The organism is Bradyrhizobium sp. SZCCT0231, assembly GCF_018130245.1.
Classification (GTDB): Bacteria; Pseudomonadota; Alphaproteobacteria; order Rhizobiales; family Xanthobacteraceae; genus Bradyrhizobium; species Bradyrhizobium japonicum_F.
On the sequence record NZ_JAFCKP010000007.1, the window covers coordinates 234,659 to 255,623 of the forward strand.

Below are 20,965 nucleotides of genomic sequence, written 5' to 3' on the forward strand. Positions count from 1 at the left end.
CCGCCGTTTTTCTTGTCGTCATTGCGAGCGGAGCGAAGCAATCCAGAGTCTTTCCGCAGAGGCAGTCTGGATTGCTTCGCTCCGCTCGCAATGACGTGGAGAGGCTGAATGTCTACTTCTTCTTCGCCCCGACCCGCTCGATCCGCTTGATCTCCAGCACCGGCCGGCCGCTCTTTTCCGCGATCTCGCGGTCCTGCTCCATGATGAAGGCGCGCGCGGGTTCGTCGCCGTCGAGGCCGCCGAGCAGCTCGGCGGGGACGCGGCGGTTCGAGCGTTGGGAATCGTCTTCGTAGACGACATTGAAGAAGGCGAATTCGCCCTTGGGATTGGTTCCGGGTTTTTTGGCCATGGCGGCTTGTCGTCGATAGCCGCGTCATAGTCAAATGACTTTGCGCCAAATGACTTTGCGCGCCGCCGGGAGGTAACACCAAGCCGTTGCCGCGGGACCCCAGTGCACGCGGCCCTTGCTCAATAAACGGCGGGCCGAAGCCCGCCGTTTATTTTTTTCAGCGTCGCCCGGGGCTGGCAGGGCGACAACCTAAAATAGAATGCTATAGAAGGTGCCCTGCGATGGCAAGGCAAATCGTGGCGGCCTCGATGTCGCAGCGGGCGCATCAGATATGCGTTGGTTGCGATGTCGGATGCCGCGGAACATCGAAACAATTGCTTGGATTGTCAAACCACTTTGTTCATCTGTGCGGCTCTCGCAACGCGGCGCGCGTGGCGCACTTTGTCGGAAGGCGCACCAAGCTGCACGCCTTCCTGTCTGCGCGCAGGCGATCTGATGCTGACATAAGTTAATCGGGCTCGCGCTTCCCGGCGTGCGCATCACTGCGCGCGCGTGCGCTGCGCCACTTCCTGCACGGCGAGCCGCGATCCGTGTCCGCCGCCTTTGCCGCTGTCCGTCTTGCGCCCCTGCGCCATGATCGCGCTGCCCATCGCAGCCGAGCCGAAGGTGATGAGGAAGGAGGCGAGCAGCAGGAGAAGTGCAATGCCTGGTGCGCGGTCGGCGAAGATCATCTCGCGCAGATGTCCGGGATTGAGCCAGAGCAGGCCGCCGACCAGCAGTGCAGCCGCGCAGGCGCCGATCGCGAGGTTGATCGCGAGCAGGCGGAACAGGGGAATGCGGAGGAGGGAGGGGATCTGCATAGCTGATGGCCTCGTGCTGGCTCAACGCATCGACCGACTGCGCGGCGCAAGTAACAACATCATAGTGCCAACTCTCTCGTCCGTCATTCTGGGGCGCACGAAGCGCGAGCTATGGTGCGCAATTGCGCACCTGAGAATCCATTCATCGACCGTCTCTGCTGCTCGATGGATTCCGGGTTCGCGCTCCGCGCGCCCCGGAATGACGAGAGGAGGGTGTGGCGCGACCACTCATCTCATCTCGTCTCATCTCATGGAGCTGCGTCGCCACCTTTGGAACTCAACCGTGTGGAAACCCGCGTCCGTCGCCTTTACGCCGCCGGAGCCACCCGGCTGCCCGCCTCGCTCGCCTGCGCCGCCTGTTGACGTTCCACCATGGTCTGCCACAGCGTTGCGATGCTTTCTTGGGTCTGCGGCGCGATCAGGCAGTGGCCCTCATTGTCGAAGCCGCAGAACCGCGCCGACGGATCCTTCTTCACCTCGGTCAGCGCCTGGTTGATCATCTCGAGACACATCATCACCTGGCCGACGTCCTGCAGGCGGGTGTGATGCAGGATGTCCATCAGGCGGAACGTCATCACCGCGGGACGGCCGAAGCTGATGCCGGGGCGGCCGAGCTCGAACAGCACGTTCACCGCAGGAAGCACGCCGCGGATGTGCTCCAGCACGCCGGCCATGTCTTCCACGCTGCAGGGGACGAGATGGGCAGCCTGCGCCGGCGTAGCCGCCGGCGTCGGCGGCGCGAGGCCGAGCGCGGCGATCACCTCCTGCTCGATCCACTGCCGCACCAGGGCAGGGGCATTGCGGATCTGCTCGGTGCTCAAGGTAATTCCGGTCATGTGCGGCTCTCCTGTTTGGCTCAGTCTAGAAAGCAGGGCGTGGGACAGTTTGATGCGGATCAAGCCTTGTGCCTCAAGCCTTGCGCTTCAAACCTTGCGCTTTGACGCTCGCAGCGTTCCCGGGCATGATCGCGCGCTGCTTCGCGCTGGTATCTTGGGGGATTGCTCCACATGCTGAGACTGCTTCCCGCCGCCGCGTTGGTCGTGTCTCTGGCCGGCGGGTCGGCGCAGGCCGCCCGCTGCGGCGGCGACTTCAACAGCTTCATTGCCAGCATGGCCCAGGAAGCGCAGGCGGCCGGCGTCTCCGCGGGCGTGACCAGCGCGGCGCTCAGCGGCGTGACGCCTGATGGCGCCGTGCTCGCCTTCGACCGGCGCCAGCGCTACACCTTCAACAAGAGCTTCGAGCAGTATGTCTCGACCCGCGTCGGCCCCGGCCGCATCAATGGCGGACGGGCTCTGCTGCAGCGCCATGCCGCGCTGCTGTCGCGGATCGAGCAGCAATTCGGCGTGCCGCGCTACATCCTGGTCGCGATCTGGGGGTTGGAAAGCGACTTCGGCAAAGGCGACACCGGCAAGCTGCCGGTGATGCGCACGCTGGCGACGCTCGCGCATGATTGCCGCCGCACCGATCTGTTCCAGGGCGAGCTGCTCGCCGCCCTCAAGATCATGCAGCGCGGCGACCTGCCGCTGCGCGACCTCATCGGCGCCTATGCCGGCGAGATCGGCCAGACCCAGTTCCTGCCGTCGTCCTACATCAAGTACGGCGTCGATTTCGACGGCGACGGCCATGTCGACCTCCGCCACAGCGTCCCCGACGTGCTCGCCTCGACCGCGAACTTGCTCCACACCAACGGCTTCAAGATGGGCCAGCCCTATGGCGAAGGCACCACCAATTTCGAGGCGATGCGCGAGTGGAACAGGGCGGTGGTCTATCGCAAGACCATCGGGTATTTCGCCGATCGGCTGATGGGGCAGTGAGGATCCACATACACGGTGTCATCGCCCGGCTTGCCGTCTTCGCCAAGCTTCGCCGGCCGAGCACCCTTTTGGGCCCGGCGTAGCCGGGTCGCGGGGAATGACCGGTTGGTCAAGTCCCCAATCGTGGAACCTGGATTACTTTTTTTGAAATGAAGCCGAACCGTTGCCGGCCTCGGTTTTTAACATGTGTTATGGAGGCATGCATTGGGAGCCGCCGATGGCACAGACAAAGCCATTTCGTGCGACAGCGCTGATCGTTGAAGACGACGCCATGCAGCGGGAGATGCTTTGCGTCCTCCTGGAAGAGAGCGGCTACCAGGTCATCCAGTGCGAAAGCGCCGAGGCGGCCGAGCGCGTCCTCGACAACAGCGCCGACGCGCTCTGTCTGATGCTGACCGACGTCCAGCTTGCCGGCAGCATGAACGGCGTCGAGCTCGCGCACGTTGCCAAGCGCCGCAATCCGAAGCTCGACGTCGTCGTCACCTCCGGCCGTCCCTTGAAGCAGCCCTTGCCCGACGGCGCCAAGTTCTGGGCCAAGCCCTGGGCGCCGCTCGACGTGCTGCGCGAGGCCGAGATCGCGCAACTGTCCTGACCGCTGGCCCGCTTTCTCGCCGCGAGTCGCGGTGATAAGGTCCGCCCATGACCTGGTCCTTCCTGCTCACCTCGCTCATCGTCGTCGCTTCGCCCGGCACCGGCGTGCTTTACACGCTGGCCGCGGCGCTGACCCGCGGCTCGCGGGCCAGCATAGCTGCAGCCTTCGGCTGCACGCTCGGAATCGTGCCGCACATGGTGGCGGCGATGCTCGGCCTTGCCGCCGTGCTCCACACCAGCGCACTTGCCTTCGCCGTGCTGAAATGGTGCGGGGTCGCCTATCTGCTCTACATGTCCTGGCAGGCGCTGCGCGAGACGGGGGCGCTCGCGGTTGGCGGCGAGATCAAGGAGCGATCGAGTGGCCGCGTCATTGTCACGGGCTTTCTGATCAACATCCTCAACCCAAAACTGTCGATCTTCTTCCTCGCCTTCCTGCCGCAGTTCATCGCGGCGGACGAGGCCCACGTGCTGGCGCGCATGCTGGAATTGAGCGGCGCCTTCATGGCGATGACCTTTGCGGTGTTCGTCCTCTACGGCTTCTCCGCCGCCGCGGTGCGCGAGCGCGTCATCTCCCGCCCGGGCGTCATGGCCTGGCTACGCCGCAGCTTTGCGGCAGGCTTTGCCGCACTCGGCGCCAAGCTGGCGTTCGCGGAGCGGTAGGTTCTCTTCAGCTCCTGAGAGATCGTGCCCGGTACAAGCCCGGCCATGACGCCGTCGGAGCATCTACGCCTCAAACACTCATCCAACAAAAAAGCGGGCCCGTTGCCCGCCATCTTCAAACCCGTGCGACCTACCCGACGCCCGGGCGGAGCGAGACCCCACCCGGGCAAAGAAACAGAAGCCTCGTTACTTCTTCTTCGCCTTCTTGGCCTTTTTCGCCTTCTTCTTCGCCGCCTTCTTCGCTTTCTTAGCCATAGTATCCTCTCAAGGGTTAATGGTGGAACGCGACACGAGGGATGCTCGGCGGAGGGCCAGCCTCGCAACATCCTCGAGGACAAACTCAGCAGATTCGGAGCCGGCTGCCCCGCGCTGTCATATCTCCGTCATCGCGTTATCCACAGCTCAGATGCGTTTTCGGGTGATTTTGGTTCGCGAATCCGCTTCGCGCGCGCCCGCGGCATGGCCCGCTCGTCCGCAGCACGGCTTGCTTAACGATTCCGGAATCCGCTCGGCGGATTCATCAATCCAAAACCAATGCCCGATTTTGCGCGATTGCGGTGAGACTCCATTAAGCGCGTCGCCCACATGATCGACCGCAAGAACACGGGGGCGGGTATGTACGGGCAGTTGCCAAACGAAGAGGGCGGGACCATGCGCGTCCCGCAGTCGCCATGCTGAGCGTGCCGACACTCTGGACCGTCATCGTCATCAACTTCCTGGCGCTGGGCCTGATCTGGGCCTATGTGGCGCGCGCTTATCCCAAATTCGAGGCGGCGCGGTACTGGACGGCGGCGGCGGTGCTGGCTGCAGCCGGCGCGGCGATCTCGATGCTGCGCGACGTGATGGATCCGGGCTTTCCGCTGATCGGCGGCGGCGGCCTGATGATCTTCTCGTCGTGGCTCGCCTGCATGGGCGTGACCCGGTTCTATCACCGGCCGGTGTCCTGGCCGACCGCGATCGCCGTCTCGCTGCTCTGCAGCGCCGGCCTCGCCTTCTTCCTGGTCGTCACCGACAACATGCCGATGCGGGTCGTGATCTACTCGCTGGCACAATCGACTCCGATCCTGCTGACGCTGCCGCTGCTCCTCGGCCAGCAGAACGGACGGGAAAATCCCGGCGCTCGCCTCGCTGCGATCGTGGGATTGCTGCTCCTGTCCATTCACGTGGTCCGCTCCGGTGCGGCGCTGCTCGGCTATGGCGGCGCCATCACCGCGATCAACTTCAACGGTCTGCAGGCGTTGATGATCCTGCTCCTGGTGTTCCTGGCCATGGCTTGGAATTTCGCCTGTCTGCTGATGGCGATCGAGCGGCTGCGCAACGAGGTTGCCGACCTTGCGTTGCTCGACGATCTCACCGGTGTTGCCAACCGGCGGCATCTGCTGCAGCGCCTGACCGAAGAGTGCGCCCGTTCGGGGCGCAGCGGCGCGCCGTTCTCGCTGCTGCTGATCGATCTCGACGGTTTCAAGACCATCAACGACACCCATGGCCATGCCGCCGGCGATGCGTGCCTGCAGCACTTCACCCTGATGGCGCAGACGCGCCTCCGGCCCGGCGACATGCTCGCCCGCACCGGCGGCGACGAGTTCTGCGTCGTACTGCCGTCCTCGTCGCTGCGCGAGGCTGCCGCGATCGCCCGCCGCGTGCTCGAGGTCTGCCGTCAGGATGCCGCCAGCTGCAGCGGCAGCGACATTCCGATCGCGATCTCGATCGGGGTGGCGCAGTGGGACCGCGACATCGGGGAATTCCCCGACCGCCTGATGGCCAATGCCGACCATGCTCTCTATGCCGCCAAGAAGAACGGCAAGAACGATTTTGCGATCTATGATCCCGCCCCGCCGCTTTCGCCCGAAACGGTCGAGGCGATGAGGAAATTCGCGTAAAGCCTGCTAGGCTTGGGTCGCATTGGGCCTTGCATGATGATGTTTCGCCTGCTCGCGGCCATTCTCGCCGCTCTTCTGATCAGTCCCGCCGCCGCAACGGACGCCGAGCTCGCGCGCGCCTCCGGAACGCCCGATATCCCCGGCTTGAAGATCGTCTGGCTGGCGCCATGGGGCGACGTCCGCAACGCAAGACCCTGGCGCAACATCATCGTGCACCAGACCGAGGGACCTGCGGGCTCGGCCCGCGGCGGCGCGCAAGCGCAGGCGAAGAACCCGACGCGGCGCGGCGTCACGGTCTGGGTCGAGACCGACGGCACGGTCTATTGGGCGGTCGCCGAAAACCTGGTGCCGACCCACGGCGACGGTGCCAACCGCAACGACAACAAATACATCGACAACAGGCCGACCTACCGCCAGGTGGTGCGCGACAATTCGATCGGAGTCGAATTCGCCGGCAACTATCCCGACGTGACGACGGGCCCGACCGAAGCCCAGATCGCGGCGTGGAAGATCCTCGTCAGGGTGCTGCGTGCGCGCTACGACATCCCGCCTGGCCGCGTCTATGCGCACAACTGGATCGATTACAAGGACGCGCGCTATTGCGAAGGCTGCACGCTCGCGACGATGGCAAGGGAGTGGGGGGAGTGAGGCGCGCCCCCGCCCCGCTATGGAGTGCACCTCGCATCACACAAGCAAAAAGCCGGCGTTGCCGCCGGCTTTCTGTCTTTCGATCCGCCAATCTGTTGTGCTGAACCGCCCCGCTTACTGCGCGGCTTCCAGTGCAGCCTGTTCCTGCCTTGCAATCGTGCCCTTGACCGCGGACTGCACCTTCTCGAAGGCGCGGACCTCGATCTGGCGGACGCGCTCGCGCGACACGCCGAACTCGGCGGCAAGGTCTTCCAGCGTCATCGGCTCATCGGCGAGGCGGCGGGCCTCGAAGATGCGGCGTTCGCGCGGGTTGAGCACGCCCATGGCGCCGTTCAGGGCGTCACGGCGGTGATCATACTCCTCGTGCTCCGCCATCAGGGCTTCCTGGTTGGGCGTGTTGTCGACCAGCCAGTCCTGCCATTCGCCGGCTTCGCCGTCGTCGCGGATCGGCGCGTTGAGCGACGCGTCGCCACCGAGGCGGCGGTTCATGTCGATCACGTCCTGATCGGTGACGCCGAGGCGCTTGGCAATCATCTTCACCTGGTCGGGGCGGAGATCGCCTTCGTCCAGCGCGTTGATCTTGCTCTTCGCCTTGCGCAGGTTGAAGAACAGCTTCTTCTGGTTCGCGGTGGTGCCCATCTTCACGAGCGACCAGGAACGCAGGATGTACTCTTGAATCGACGCCTTGATCCACCACATGGCGTAGGTGGCGAGACGGAACCCCTTCTCGGGTTCGAAACGCTTCACCGCCTGCATCAGGCCGACATTGCCTTCCGAGACGACCTCGGAGATCGGCAGGCCGTAGCCGCGATAGCCCATGGCGATCTTGGCCACGAGGCGGAGGTGGCTGGTAACGAGTTGGTGTGCCGCGTCGCGATCGTCATGCTCGCGCCAACGCTTCGCAAGCATGTATTCCTGCTGGGGTTCCAGCATCGGAAACTTGCGGATCTCGGCGAGGTAGCGAGAAAGGCCGGATTCTCCATTGAGGACCGGCAAAGCAGCGGTACGGGCCATAGTGCGCCCTCCAAAAGGTTCAGGCCCCCGATAGCGGCGGGCCAGGCAGACGACCGCTGTGTTAAAGCCGGCCGTAGCTGCGATGTTCCGCGTTGATCATTTCAACGCAGGCGCAATATACCCTATCGCGGGTCAAAAAGGGAAGGATTGCTGACGTCACGTCCCCGTGTGGCAGCTATAACTTTTTGTAATGTAACGATTTTCTTAAGCGGCCTGCGTCATAGCGCCGCTTTGAGGGCGCGTTCGAGGAGAAGCAAATCCTCCGGCAGAGCCGCTTCCCAGTGCAGAAGTTCTCCCGTCCTCGGGTGCTCCAATACCAGCAGGTAAGCATGTAAGGCCTGTCGCCCAAGCGCCGCCAAAGCGGCTTGCGACTCAAGGCCAAGCTGGTTGGCCTTGGTCTTGAAATGCGGGCCATAGACGGCGTCGCCCATCAGCGGGTGGCCGATATGGGCGAGGTGGACGCGGATCTGATGGGTGCGGCCGGTCTCGAGCTCGCAGGCGAGCAGGGCGGCGACGCCCTTGCCGTCGCGTCCCGAAAAACTCTCCAGGATCTCCCAATGCGTCACCGCCTCGCGGCCGCCCTGGCGCACCGCCATCTTCTCCCGCGCATGCGGGTGGCGATCGATCGGCGCATCGACGGTGCCGCGATGCCGGTTCGGCACGCCCCAGGCGAAGGCCATGTAGCCGCGCCGCATCGCGCCGGTGCGGCCGTGGTCGGCGAATTGGGCGGTCAGCGAGGCATGGGCGAGGTCGTTCTTGGCCACCACCATCAGCCCCGTCGTGTCCTTGTCGAGCCGATGCACGATGCCGGGCCGGCGCACCCCGCCGATGCCCGACAGCGACGAGCCGCAATGGGCGATCAGCGCGTTCACCAAGGTGCCGGTCTCGTGGCCGGCCGCGGGGTGCACCACCAGCCCCTTGGGCTTGTTGAGGACGACGATGTCGCCGTCCTCGAACACGATATCGAGGACGATATCCTCCCCCTTGGGCTCGGCCGGCGCCGCCTCCGGCACGTCGATTGTGATCGTATCGCCGGATGCGACGTGATAAGCGGGGTCGCGGACCGCGGAGGCCTTCAGGTGCACTGCGCCCGCCAGGATCAGGGCTTTCAGCCTCGATCGCGACAGCTCCGGCAGGCGCGCCGCCAGCACGCGGTCGAGCCGCGCCGAGCCCTCGTCGCCGGCGACGACAACTTCCAACCTTTGCGCTGACCCAGAGCTTTCCATGACGACGTCTGATACCGCTGTTCCCGAACCGACCCCCGAGCAGGCCGCGCTGTTCGCGCGGGTGCGGCGGATGATGCTGATCGCGGGATTGACCACGGCGCTGGCGATCTGCGCCGTACTGATCGCGGTGGGCTACCGCCTTTTCAAGTCCGAGGGAAGGGCGCCCGAGGCGGTGGGCGACGTCACCGCCACCCTGCCCAAGGGCGCCAAGATCGTCGCGACCGGGGTCGCCGGCGACCGCCTCCTGGTTACGCTGGAGGTCGGTGGGATCATTGAGATCCGCACCTTCGACGCCCACACCCTGAAGCCGGCCGGCAAGTTGAAATTTGCCAATGAGCCCTGAGGCCGGCCCGGGCTGATCGTACTCCAGTCCGCGACGCCGTAAGCGTTCCGCGCGTGTGGGGAGCCTAGCGGAGCCTGACAGGCATCATGCGGTTAAGCTTCGACCCGGTTACCGTGCATATCAGCCGATTTCGCCCCCGATCGAGGCTTGCCGCCGGCGGAATTCGCGGCTATGTCGTACGCCTCACGCTCCCTTCGTCTAGCGGTTAGGACGCGGCCCTCTCAAGGCTGAAACAGGGGTTCGATTCCCCTAGGGAGCGCCACTAGCTAGTTTCATCCTTGTAATCTCTGCCAAATTTTTGAGTTTCGTCCCACTCCGATTTCCGGTGGGACACTGTGTGTGCGTGTTGTGTTCACATCAGCTGTCGCGCGTTGTGCTCCTCATTTCAATTTCGACATAGCGGCATCGGCGGTTTTCTTGCGGCTTGCCGCCTTCGTGTAGCGCTCGACCTCCTCCAAAGTTTGGTGTCCCGTGATCGCCATGATCTCATGCGGCGTAGCTCCGGACTCGGCGAGGGCCGTCGACGTTGCTTTGCGGACTCCGTGGGCCGAGCAGTGCGGAAGATCCGCTTGGCGACACCAGTCCTTAAACTTGTTTCCAAAGCCGTTAGCCGTGAACGGCCTTCCAAACTGGGTAAGCAAGAACGTCAATTGCGCGCCAACTTTCGCGGCAGCGATGCTCGTCGCCAGTTCCGGATGCAGCGGAATATCAATGTCGATTGGATTGCGATGTTCGTTTTTTGCCTGCCGGAAGCGAATCCGACCGTCGCGAATGTGCTGACGACCAAGACGGGGGGCGTCTTCGCGCCGGCCTGTTGTATAGCGCAGCAAGTCCAAAGCGAGTCGCGCTTGTGAACCGATCTGGTGCTGCTTGTAAAATTGTTGAATTTCGTCGTTGGTCCACGTGTGGTGTCCGTCGGATCGGTATTTCAGCTTTTTCACACCAGTTGTGGGATTAACGGTCGTTTCCTCGGCTTCGTTGGCCCAGGAAAATAACGCCCGAAGCGCCTTCAAAAGTTGATTGGCCGCCGCCGGTGTCGCAGACTTCGCGTCACGCATCCTACGAACGTGGCGAGCTTGCATCATCGCGACCGGCTTGGCCCCGTGATCCTGCGCGATCTCGTCGAGCGCGCGCCGCTGCCAGCTCTGCGTGCTGCCGTCCAGAGCCCTGTACGCCGCGCTCGCATAGTATCGAGTGCAGAGATAGCGAAACGATCCCTTCTTGGCTTCACTAGCCTGTCGAACTGTGTCAGGAACCGCAGCAGAAACAGCGGCGTGATACTCTTCCATAAATTCCGGCGTACCCGGCAGTGTCCGAATGCGCACTTTAGGTTTTCCTGGCATTCGAACGTAACAGCGGACGTTCCCGTGACGATCGCGATCTTCGCAAAGGAATTTGAGGCGGATGCGCATCAGTTTAATCCCAAGGATTTCCGTCGGCGTCGCTGAGGGCTTCAAAGGCGCGATCGACCCCTTTTGGATCCCAGATAACGCGACCTCTAATTCGCTTTGGCGCTGGCATCTGACCTTCGGTGACCATTTTGTCGAATGTCGATGCGCTAACGCCGATATATTCTGCGGCCTGCACGCGTGATAACCCTCGCGGCGGCAATGACACTGGCAACTCACTGTGGCGTTGGCGCTGATGACTCGTTTCGGTCATTGTTGGTCCCGGAAAAGTCCGCAACTGACTCACTCGCCTGTTCTAGCGAAGCGGTCAGTAATTGTTGTGTCCCGTCGGTTTGCATAGGCAAACTGTTCAGCTTGATTGGATGCCTACAGCGAAGAGCTTCGCTAAAGACCAGAGCGTCAGCATCCCAAATATTCTCTCTTGCGCGAAGTCGATTTGACCCTCGCGGTGAGCTATAGGCTCATCCTCGGCGGGCCGATAGTAGTGGAGCGACTCTGATAAATCTGGCTCGAATAAACCTTCAGGAGTTCGCTCAATTCTTACAGTTGCTCTCGCCATAGGCGCGTAGAGAGCAACACTGATGCCGATGTGATGAGGAAATGCGTTTTTCTGATGCGTCACTTCGTTGTTGCCCGGCAGCAGCGTACCATTTGCCAGGCGCCCGATTATCCGCGCGAGAGCTTCCACCAGAGTGTGTCCATCAGCGAGCTCGCGGAGCGAATCTATTTGCTCCCAACTGCCGAACTTCCCCGGCGGCACATGTACGGCGCGCAAATTCGCGTACGATCGGTAGTTAGCGATATTGATTGCCGGTCCAGCGATCGGAGTGGCAGCAACGGCAACAAGCAGGGCAGCCGCGTCGCAGGGCGAGGCCGTCGCCGATCGGCCACGCCCTGAGATCCTGCGCTGTCCATTGACCACCAACAGCCGATCGTGCTGCGCGACCGTCTTTTTCGGGAAGGACAATCTCGTAGAAATAACGTCGATGATATCGGCTGGGGTTGGCAAGGGAATCTCCTCATTTGAGCAAAGCTCAAATGGACGGTGATGTTTAGCCCATTTTTAAAAAACTCAGATGGAGGGATAGCTCCTAACCTGAGGGTCAGAGGTTCAAATCCAATCCCGCAATAAGGTGCTGTGATATCGCCATAAATTAAGAAATCCGCTCGTCAGAACGGCTTTTTGTTTGTCCAGAATCGCCACGCGCTTCTACTTTTCTCCAAAGGACAAATTCGAGAAAATTATTGTGTCTGCCCGCGCTGCGCGCACAATCGCGCATTGGTGGCAGTCGCGGGGGGCATATAAAGAATGGAACAAAGATCACTTCGGCGGACGCCTGTCGCACCGCTCGCGGAGGCCCGGTCAGAAGCCAATTCGTTGGTTCGATGGTTTAAAGATCAAGCAAGACCGTTTTTGCAAGCAAACGCGCCCGACGTTCTTCCACCGCTCGATAACGACGCCGAACGTCTTGAGCGTGTTCTCACTCGGCCCGAGCGCGTCACCGTTTGCTTTCTCGGCCATTCCGGGGTCGGCAAGAGTACACTGTTGAATGCCCTCGCCGGTGGTAGGGATCACGTTCTGCCGGCGGGAGGGATGGGGCCGCTGACGGCTCTCGCGACAGAGGTCTCATATCGTGAAAAACCATGGTTCCGCGCTTCCTACCACAAGCGGTCCCTCCTCTGGAGAGTTGGCTTTGCGTTGGAACAAGCCGCAAAGAGGGCCGGGCAGGCCCACGAGATCGAGGCATCTTTCCAAGAGTTGGACGCCGAGCAGCGTGCGGAAAGTAGAGACTGAGATTTCGGCAGGATCTTCCGAAGCCGGTGAGCAAAATTCACCCATCGCCTCCTATCGGAAGCAGGCCCAGCAGATTGTAACCGGCGATCAATTTGGCGAGCGCGCGCTGGGCTACCTCGTGGATGCGCTCCGCTTCGCCTGCGGCTACGAAAGCCGAAGCGACATTCTGCCCGAGGACCGGGCCCGCCTAGAGCGGGTTCGGCAAGCGCTCGGGCTCGCTGAAAGGGAGGCTCATTTCGAGCTCGAAAGCGACGGGCAGGCTTGGTTCGCGACTGAGCTGAAGGCCCACACAACCGGGTTCCTCGCCCCTATCATCCGCAAGATACACGTCGGCTGGCCCTCAACATTGCTCGAGGCTGGGCTTGATTTGGTGGATCTTCCTGGGGTCGGTGTTGCTGGCGATGCGTATCGCAGCGCGACGCAAGCCTATATCCGCGGCGCCGCGCGGGCCGTCATTCTCACGGTAGATCGCGCGGGGCTGACGAGCGAAACCATCGAGCTATTGCGCAATAGTGGCTATTGGGACCGTCTCGTGGGGGCTGTCGATGATCCGAGCAGCGATCCATGCAGCCTCTTCGTTGCGATTACGAAGGTTGATGATGTCGCAAGCGAAGAGTGGCGCAACCTACCTCCTGAGGGCAGGCCCAAACGCCGCGACTTTTTTGCCGATACACGGGCAGCCTTTAAAGCCCGTATGCGGTCGCAAATTGCGGATCAGCTTGGCAGTATTGGCGTATCCACCAACGCTGAACTGGTCAGTTCGAGGGCCAAGGCACGCGAAACAATTCTTCAGGATCTGCAGGTCCATCCAGTCTCTGCGCCGGAGTACCGCAAGATATTGCTCGACGACGACGATGATCAGCCGTTCTTGCGGGACGACGCCGAGACGGGAATTCCGCAGCTTTCAATTGCACTTGCGAACATCGCTGAAGCGGAGCTCGCAAAGCTCGAGAGAGATCTCGTTGAAGTATCTGGCCGCCTTAGGGAAGCTGCTAGTTCTGAACTGAGGCGGCTTGAGACTCTTTGGCGCACTCGGGCTCGCGAGAAGGAAATTGAAGAAGCTCTCAAACGTGAGCTCGATCTATTTATCTCCGAGAAGAGAGTGGAACGAGATTCACGGAGGGGAGCCTTTCGCGAATTTCTCGACTCGACCGCGCAAGACAGAATAAAGCTGCTCGTGAGCGAAGCTCGCGAGATCGCTGAAGACGAAGTGAGAGAGTATCTCACGGACCTTCAGGGCGCCCATTGGGCGACGCTCAAGGCAGCCGTTACCCGTGGAGGATCTTATTACGGCAAACGGCAGATCAATATTCCCGATGATGTTGCGACGCGTTTTCAGGAGCCGATGGCGAGCATCTGGAGCACAAAGCTGCTCGTAGATGTGCGAAAGCGCACCGGTGAATTCGCCTCGGATCACATCGCTATGGTCGAGGAGCTGTGTGACTGGGCACGCGACAAGACCCACAGCAATTCGCAATCGGATCTCATCGAAGAAGAGCGTAAGCGAATAAAGCGCCTGGCTGAGCAAATGAAGCAAGTCGGCAAAGAGGCCGTCGGCGAGTTGCGTCAGACTGTCAAAACAAAGATTTCGGAGTCGATCAAGAAACCGATTCGCAGAGCTTGCGATGAGTTCGTTGCCAAAGGAGGCCATTCCGGGCCCGGCACTAAGCAGCGCATCCTCGAGCTGTTCGGAGATCTGGCCCGTCAGTCAACCAAGGCGGCACAGGCTCCGGCGACCAGGATTCTAGAGGGCAAGTTCGACGTTGTCCGATCCGAGATAAAAGTTGTTTACGAGCAATGGGGAGATCCGCTCGAGCGCACGGCTGGAGTGATACTCCAGCAAAATTTGCATGAGATCGAAAATCGATCGGAAGCCGAGCGTGAAGGAATTCTCACCGCCATAAAGCAACTGTTAGACGCGGGCGTGGTGAAGGGTGCCGAACCGATGCAAGCTCATGGATAGATCCACACCGCTGTTGGTCAGCTACAATGGTTCATTCCGCGGGGTGCTTCGCGCGGTCGACGACTTCGGAATGATGACTTACGATCTCATCGCGCCGCCCCGCCGACTTTCAGCTTCAGAAAGTGTCACGCCATTAGTTGAAGCGAGTGTCGATTTTCGACGTGTCGAGCCGGTGCCAACCCCCGCTTCTCTGCTTAAATCGGGTCCGCAAGATGAAAGCTGGATTGGGCTGACGCAGCGGAGCTTGGCGCGTCTATATGGCACTTTCTTAATCGCTGAAGATCCGCAACGGCGGCTCGATGCACGGAAAGCAGCAACACTGAGCCATCAGGCAAGCTTGGTTCAGCATGTTCTGCAAAGCGGCAACTTGCGTCGACTTCTCATTGCGGATGAGGTCGGGCTGGGCAAAACACTCGAAGCTGGGTTCATCATCAAGAGGCTCACCGACGACAATCCCTCGCTCAGGGTTCTCTACCTTGCGCCAGCGCGGTTGGTGAGCAACGTCGCGTACGAGTTCCGTGAGAAGCTCGATTTGGACGCGCGGACCTGGGTCGCGGGCCCCTCAAAGGACGCTCGGATTGCCTCCGATAGGATTATTATTGCGAGCATACACAAAGCAGTCTTCGGTAAGAACGCGGAGGAGATCGTCGAGAGTGGGCCCTGGGACGTCTTAGTCGTCGACGAGTGTCATCACCTCTCGGATTGGGGCGAAGGATCGGCTAAGCCAAACCAGTCCTATCGACTGGTGAATCAGCTTGCGCAAAGCCTCGCACCGGACGGTCGTCTGATCTTGATGAGCGGCACGCCCCACCAGGGGAGCGAGACCAGGTTCAAAAATCTGCTCCGTCTTGTCAGCGACGGTAATCGGCTAGACACTGCTGCAGGTCGAGTGATCTTTAGGACGAAAGATCGTGTACGAGATTGGGGGGGGCGTCCGCTCTTTCCTCGCCGCGATGTACGATCGCCTACGATTGTTCAGCTGGGTGCTGCTTACGAGGCTTGGTACAATCGCGTCGGTGACCTTTATGATGGTTCTGTCAACGAGAGTGCCAAGGGCAGAGCAAGTGGCTGGGCCAAAGGGCAGGCTCTGCAATGGGCCGCCTCTAGTGTACAGGCCGGTTTAGGATTTCTTACGCGCTTAGCTATTCGCCGGCTGGCCTGGACGCCTCAGAACGAGGCCTTGACTGCGGCGCTGGCGGCGCTCCGTCCGTACCGGGGCGGGGCCGTCGCAGAGCCGATCCCCGAGCTATACGAGCGCTTGCGACGCCAGATCGGTGCACACCTGCAGTATGAAAGCTCTCTCGGGGATGACGAAGATGCGGAGGAGGACGAGTGGGTGCCCGATCCGGATGCACTCACTGAGCTATTACGCCAAGGCATTTCCCTTCTTCAAAGTCCTGCGGCCAACGCCAAGTGGGAGGCACTCTCATCGATTATTGACGCCTCTGAAGGTGAGCGCATCGTCTTTTTCGCACAGCCTGTCGAAACCGTCGGTGTCGTGGCTGATTTTCTGGAACGGAGGTATGGACAGCGTCCGAGCATCATCATTGGAAATCAGAGTGAGCATGAACGTCGGGCGCAGGTCGATCGCTTCCAGGCGGATGGCGGCCCCAGGTTTTTAGTTTCGTCTCGCGCCGGTGGCGAAGGGCTTAACATGCAGCGCGCACGTCGTCTCGTGCACCTCGATGTACCTTGGAACCCGATGGAGCTTGAACAACGCATTGGGCGAGTGCATCGGTTTGGATCTCGTAAGACCATCATCGTAGATACCGTCGTTGCGGGTGGCAGCCGCGAGGTCGACATGTATCGCATCGCTCGTGAGAAGCTGCGTCTGATTGCTAGGCAAATTGATCCTGACCAATTCGAACAGTTGTTCAGTCGCGTGATGTCATTGGTCGCGCCCGAAGAACTCGAAGGGGTCATGGACAGCATGCGAGCTGGCCTCGTGCCGCCGTCCGTCTCGGATGAGATCGGCATTTTGGTCAAAAGAGGTTACGAGACCTGGCGAACGTTTGACGAAGAATATAAGGCCAACGCCGATCGAATACAGTCCGCCTCGGCCGGCGAGGCCGATTGGAGCGACGTGGACAATTTCCTCCGTCGCTATTGCGGAGCAGAGCACGGACCGGGAGCGAATCTGACCAGCTTTACGTTCGTCGAGGACGAAATCATCGATGTAGACGAACAGCTTCCGACATTGCGGCTGAATGGAGAGCTGTTTCTTTGTGGCGACGCCGGTGGGCTGGCGCCTGATCCGGTTGAGGGGCAGAGAGTCCGACAACTCGGTCTAAATTTGCCAGAGGTTGCAACCAACATCAGGCGCCTGTTCCATGCTGAGCGGATTTGTGGTGCGGGGTATTTGAATCGACCTAGCGGCCTTGATCAGTACGGGACAGATCCTTTTGGAGTGCTAAGCTTTCTTCGTCAGACCGTCCGCTACGAGAGCGATCGAGCGGCCGAGGAGAGATTGTCGTTGACTTCCTACGTGGTGCGGCTGACTGACACGGTTGAGCTTAACCCAAGAGAACAAGCGGACTTGCTGAGGCGGCTGGTCGACGCAAGTCGGGTTCAAAATCCTATCATGTCTGAACTCGAGGACGTGATGATCCGGCTCGAGCGGGAGCTGAGTCTCCAGCTAAAGCGGCCCTCTGATGCCGATATTGCAGAGCGAGTGCGTCACATGGTTTGGCCCGTCGCGAGCCTAGTTCTCATCTAAAAAAACTATAAGCATTTTGGGGGCAAAATGGATTCCAAGGTTGTTAGTCACCTCAATTTACGCGTTGCTTGGCACGATAGTCGCTGGAACGGGAAGGTTTGCAGCGCGCCCTCGAAGAATGCATTTTGTATCGACCTCGATCGCGTTCGGGCGGAGAGGAATGACGCGAAGGAAGAAGAGCTCAGCGGACGAGACTTTTCGGCGCTGAAGGAGGACGAGTTCCCGCCCTGCCAGGCAGACTCCGGCGCCTTCATGAACGACAAGCCGTGGTGGCGATTCTTCAATCATCCGTATCAAAATATTGAGAAGGCGCAGAAAACGCACGGCAAACTCGTTCGCACGCCTATAAGGGTCCCGCCCTATTCGACGTTTGCGGTACCCTTCTTCTGGATGCTTCGCCAAAACCAGGAGGAGATCGAAGAACGCCTTCCGTCTGGGTTGCCGCCGGACGAGGAGCCACCATTCGCCAGCGCCTGGGTGTTCTCGAGGGAGCGACAGGAAGCTCTTTGCGAGCTTTTTTTCAATCGTATCGTCGCCAAACGCTCATTGATCTTTTTCTACACCAAAAGCGGGCATCCCCTGGATGAATCGATCAACCGGCTGATTGTCGGAGTCGGCAAGATCGATTGGATCAGTGGGTTGCAACGCTACGAGTCGTCGGATGGTCCTCGTTACCCGCTTTGGGATCGGCTGCTGACGCATTCAATTCGTCTCGACGGAGCGAATGGAATGTTGCTGCCGTACCACGACTATCTCGAGGACACAGGCGATGCTGATGAAAATCAGCGCCGGCGGGAGCTCCTCGAAGACATTGCTGTCGTTCCAGAACGTAGTCAGCTCAGATCGTTTACGCATGTCGGCGAGCATGCTGCGAACGATGTGGCGCTTTCCTCGCTGGTTCGGAGCCTCGAGGCCGTCCGCAAGATCCGCGCGCACGGTGTAGCCATGGGGCCGTGGGAGCAGCGGGAGGAGTGGCTCAACGAGCAAATCCACTGCGTATGGCAGGACCGTGGGGCGTTCCCCGGCGCGGGGGCCGCTCTTGAGGCGCTCGGCATGCGCCTAGGTACGAGCATGGTGCTGGAATTGAGCGGACGAGGAGACATCAAGCCAAGCGAAGATCCCTGGCCTGTTCTCGATGCCATATTGCGAGGGAAGCGTCCGCCGCCGCAAAGAGCCTACAGAGGCGATGTCGATGCGATCGCCGCCACATGGAATGCCCTGTCCGAGGAGCGGCGGGCGTTGCTCAAGCTTTTGTCGAGATTCGAGCTTAGTCCCGCACAAGCACGACGATGGTTCGTCCAGAATGAACGAAATAAGGCGACGCGCGGTGAGGTCGATGATGCCGCAATTCTCGCCAATCCCTATCGCATTGTGGAATCCGACCTCGGAGACTCGGAGGAGCGCCCCGTCGCGCTTGGGATGATTGATCGTGGGATGCTGCCTAATGCCACAGTCGCGGCCGCGCATCCTGTTCCTGCGCCTTCAGTAATCGAGTCGCCATTGGACTGGAGGCGAGTGCGCGCTGCATTTGTGTCTGTCCTTCGGAATGTAGGTCAGCAAGGCGATTCGCTTTTGTCCGAGGACGAAGCACTCGAAGCTCTTGCCTCGCTGGATTTGAGCCAGCCCTGCAATGTCACTTCGGACTGGATCAACGGAAACCTCAAGCAAATGGAAGGCGAGATCGCGCGCTTCGAGCTTGTTCGGGACAAGGACTCGGGACCAGTTAAGTGCATCCAACTCGCCGATGTCATGAAGCGAGAGCAGCGGCTATCCAGACTTTTGCTGAAGCGAGCCGAATCGAAACTGGAAAGCTTGGGCGAGGACTGGGCAGGTCTTCTCCGCGAAAGCATCGACGAACAGGGCGTGAAGGTTGATTTCAAAGAGAAGCGGTACGCTGACGCTCTCTCCGAACAGAGCCAAATGCTTGAAACGGTCACGACCCGAAAACTTAGCGTCCTGGTCGGCGGCGCCGGAACCGGTAAAACGACTGTTTTGGGAGCTCTCAAGAAATCGAAGGTTCTTTCCAAGCAGGGCATCTTGTTCCTTGCGCCGACCGGCAAGGCTCGCGTCAGACTTGGGCAGAAGACGGGCGACGCTTCCATGACGGTCGCGCAGTTTCTGTACCAGCGCGGCAGGTACGATGCGTTGAGACAACGGCCATTGTTCGAAGGCGACCCAGCCTACGCGAAAGAAAAAACCATTGTCATCGACGAATGCTCGATGCTCACGATGGATGATCTGCTTGCCGTTCTGCTCGGCCTCGATCTCGGGCACGTCCAGCGCATCATACTTGTGGGTGACCCAAATCAGCTTCCACCTATTGGGATGGGGCGGCCGTTTGCAGACCTGGTTGCCTACCTTAATGAAGCGTCTGAAAAGCAGAACGAGGCGGGCAAGGCGCTTGCCCGCCTCTCGGTGGAGGTGAGGACCAGTGCCGGCGCCCCGTCGGATAGCCTGCGCCTCGCTTCGTGGTTCACGAGGGAGCCCCAGCCGGTCGACGCAGATCGGGTGCTTAATGACCTAGAGGCGGGAGAAGCCTTCAACGATCTCGAGGTGCATTATTGGAGATCTCCTAAAGACTTGCATCACCAGCTTTCCGACCTGTTCCAAAAACATCTTAACTTAGAGAGCGGTGACGACATCAAAGGATTCAATCTGGCACTTGGCCTCACTGAGGAAGGTTGGGTTCCCTTCAATGATCATGATGGTGCGGAAAACTTTCAGCTGCTCTGCCCGGTGCGGAAGAATGTTCATGGTGTGTATGAGCTCAATCGCTGGATCCAGCGCAGGTTTCGTGCACCTCAATTGAAGGCTTCGCGACAGCCTTGGGGGCTTAGTCTTGGCGACGAGGAAATTGTTTGGGGCGATAAGGTCATTCTAACGCGGAACGGTAGCCGAGGCGGCTGGAATGGTAAGGATAAGAAAAAAATAAAAGAATACCTCGCGAATGGCGAGATCGGCATGGCAGGTTTGGGACATGGAGCTGCAAGGAACAAGCTCCTCAATGTTGCCTTAGTGGGACGCCCGGATGTCCAGTTCGGATTTGGTCCCGAGAGCTTTGGTCCCGAAAGCGCGCCTCTTGAGCTTGCCTACGCGTTGACCGTGCACAAAGCGCAGGGCAGCGACTTTAGAAAGGTGTTCGTCGTCATTCCACAGCGGTCGCGTCTATTGACCCGCGAGCTGATCTACACTGCTCTCACTCGATCCAAGGATCGCTTGGTGTTGCTCATGGAAGGCGACAATCCAAGCTTTCTATATGAGTTAATACGAACATCTGAAACCGCGCGGCGAAGCACCAATCTTTTTACGGTGGGCATCCGTTCTGAAGACCCTCGAGAGGAAAAAACCGGCAAGTCCTCAAAGGACCGGTACGCCGCACATCTTATATATCGAACGAGTCGCGGCGAGCTGGTGCGAAGCAAATCGGAGCTCTTAATAGCGGAGAAGCTGAAATCGCTTGGCATCCATTATCAATATGAACGTCCTTTGGAAGGAACGACTAGGTCGGGGCGACTGCGACCGGACTTCTCCTTCATTGATGATGCCGGCGAAGTCTTCATTTGGGAGCACCTCGGTCGGCTGGATCAGCCGAAATACCGTGAGGGCTGGGAATGGAAGCGGCAGTGGTATGCCCAGAACGGCTTCACGGAGGGAAAGAACCTGTTTACGAGTACCGAGCAACAGATTCGTGATGTCGCCTTCATCGATAAGACCGCAAGAGCAATACATGCGCTGCTCCAGTTTTGATGCTTTTGAG

Annotated in this window: 17 protein-coding genes and 1 tRNA gene; 11 read left to right on the top strand and 7 right to left on the bottom strand. The window is 60.3% G+C overall.

Annotation, left to right across the window (positions count from 1 at the left end):
* Window positions 1-112 precede the first annotated feature (112 nt).
* The 3 genes from JQ566_RS19375 to JQ566_RS19385 form a co-directional block, all read right to left on the bottom strand.
* Window positions 113-349 (bottom strand): hypothetical protein, encoded by a 237-nt coding sequence (locus JQ566_RS19375; RefSeq protein ID WP_212374529.1) that lies wholly within the window; start codon window positions 347-349, stop codon window positions 113-115.
* Between the two features lie 479 nt (window positions 350-828).
* On the bottom strand, window positions 829-1,149 hold the full coding sequence (locus JQ566_RS19380; protein ID WP_212374531.1) for a hypothetical protein: 321 nt from the start codon (window positions 1,147-1,149) through the stop codon (window positions 829-831).
* Window positions 1,150-1,457: 308 nt separating this feature from the next.
* Window positions 1,458-1,985, bottom strand: a complete 528-nt coding sequence (locus JQ566_RS19385; RefSeq protein ID WP_212374533.1) for a hypothetical protein — start codon at window positions 1,983-1,985, stop codon at window positions 1,458-1,460.
* A gap of 171 nt (window positions 1,986-2,156) precedes the next feature.
* Between JQ566_RS19385 and JQ566_RS19390 the strand changes: the two genes are divergently transcribed.
* From JQ566_RS19390 to JQ566_RS19410, 5 genes are all read left to right on the top strand, one after another.
* Window positions 2,157-2,963, top strand: coding sequence for a lytic murein transglycosylase (locus JQ566_RS19390; protein WP_212374535.1), 807 nt, complete (start codon window positions 2,157-2,159; stop codon window positions 2,961-2,963).
* A 217-nt stretch (window positions 2,964-3,180) separates the two neighbouring features.
* Window positions 3,181-3,555 (top strand): response regulator, encoded by a 375-nt coding sequence (locus JQ566_RS19395; protein ID WP_212374538.1) that lies wholly within the window; start codon window positions 3,181-3,183, stop codon window positions 3,553-3,555.
* A gap of 47 nt (window positions 3,556-3,602) precedes the next feature.
* Window positions 3,603-4,214, top strand: coding sequence for a LysE family translocator (locus tag JQ566_RS19400; protein WP_212374541.1), 612 nt, complete (start codon window positions 3,603-3,605; stop codon window positions 4,212-4,214).
* A gap of 671 nt (window positions 4,215-4,885) precedes the next feature.
* Window positions 4,886-6,094 carry a GGDEF domain-containing protein gene (locus JQ566_RS19405; RefSeq protein WP_212374543.1) on the top strand — a complete coding sequence of 403 codons (1,209 nt, stop codon included), beginning with the start codon at window positions 4,886-4,888 and terminating at the stop codon, window positions 6,092-6,094.
* Between the two features lie 33 nt (window positions 6,095-6,127).
* Window positions 6,128-6,742 (top strand): peptidoglycan recognition protein family protein, encoded by a 615-nt coding sequence (locus JQ566_RS19410; protein WP_212374545.1) that lies wholly within the window; start codon window positions 6,128-6,130, stop codon window positions 6,740-6,742.
* Window positions 6,743-6,856: 114 nt separating this feature from the next.
* Here the strand turns inward: JQ566_RS19410 and rpoH are convergent, their stop codons facing one another.
* Together rpoH and JQ566_RS19420 are read right to left on the bottom strand one after the other, a co-directional pair.
* Window positions 6,857-7,756, bottom strand: coding sequence for an RNA polymerase sigma factor RpoH (gene rpoH / locus JQ566_RS19415; RefSeq protein WP_212374547.1), 900 nt, complete (start codon window positions 7,754-7,756; stop codon window positions 6,857-6,859).
* Window positions 7,757-7,974: 218 nt separating this feature from the next.
* Window positions 7,975-8,982 carry an RluA family pseudouridine synthase gene (locus JQ566_RS19420; RefSeq protein ID WP_212374549.1) on the bottom strand — a complete coding sequence of 336 codons (1,008 nt, stop codon included), beginning with the start codon at window positions 8,980-8,982 and terminating at the stop codon, window positions 7,975-7,977.
* Here JQ566_RS19420 and JQ566_RS19425 point away from each other — a divergent pair.
* Window positions 8,981-9,325, top strand: coding sequence for a hypothetical protein (locus JQ566_RS19425; protein ID WP_212374551.1), 345 nt, complete (start codon window positions 8,981-8,983; stop codon window positions 9,323-9,325). The genes JQ566_RS19420 and JQ566_RS19425 overlap by 2 nt on opposite strands.
* A gap of 187 nt (window positions 9,326-9,512) precedes the next feature.
* Window positions 9,513-9,587: transfer RNA gene (locus tag JQ566_RS19430), tRNA-Glu, on the top strand.
* Between the two features lie 118 nt (window positions 9,588-9,705).
* Here the strand turns inward: JQ566_RS19430 and JQ566_RS19435 are convergent.
* Window positions 9,706-10,737, bottom strand: a complete 1,032-nt coding sequence (locus JQ566_RS19435; protein WP_212374554.1) for a tyrosine-type recombinase/integrase — start codon at window positions 10,735-10,737, stop codon at window positions 9,706-9,708.
* A 346-nt stretch (window positions 10,738-11,083) separates the two neighbouring features.
* A complete protein-coding gene (locus JQ566_RS19440) occupies window positions 11,084-11,743 on the bottom strand; it encodes a hypothetical protein (RefSeq protein ID WP_212374556.1) in 660 nt (219 codons plus the stop codon).
* A gap of 300 nt (window positions 11,744-12,043) precedes the next feature.
* Here JQ566_RS19440 and rsgA point away from each other — a divergent pair, with 300 nt between their 5' ends.
* From rsgA to JQ566_RS19460, 4 genes are read left to right on the top strand one after another with little or no spacing between them, the layout of a single operon-like run.
* Window positions 12,044-12,529, top strand: a complete 486-nt coding sequence (gene rsgA, locus JQ566_RS35035) for a GTPase RsgA (RefSeq protein ID WP_212374559.1) — start codon at window positions 12,044-12,046, stop codon at window positions 12,527-12,529.
* Complete coding sequence (locus JQ566_RS19450; RefSeq protein ID WP_212374561.1) at window positions 12,510-14,492, top strand: coiled-coil domain-containing protein; 1,983 nt, start codon at window positions 12,510-12,512, stop codon at window positions 14,490-14,492. Before rsgA ends, JQ566_RS19450 begins: the two co-directional genes overlap by 20 nt.
* Window positions 14,485-17,208 (top strand): helicase-related protein, encoded by a 2,724-nt coding sequence (locus JQ566_RS19455; protein ID WP_212374563.1) that lies wholly within the window; start codon window positions 14,485-14,487, stop codon window positions 17,206-17,208. Before JQ566_RS19450 ends, JQ566_RS19455 begins: the two co-directional genes overlap by 8 nt.
* A 27-nt stretch (window positions 17,209-17,235) precedes the next feature.
* The gene (locus tag JQ566_RS19460) at window positions 17,236-20,955 is read left to right on the top strand and encodes an ATP-dependent DNA helicase (protein ID WP_212374565.1); all 3,720 of its coding nucleotides are present in this window, start codon (window positions 17,236-17,238) and stop codon (window positions 20,953-20,955) included.
* Window positions 20,956-20,965: the final 10 nt, after the last annotated feature.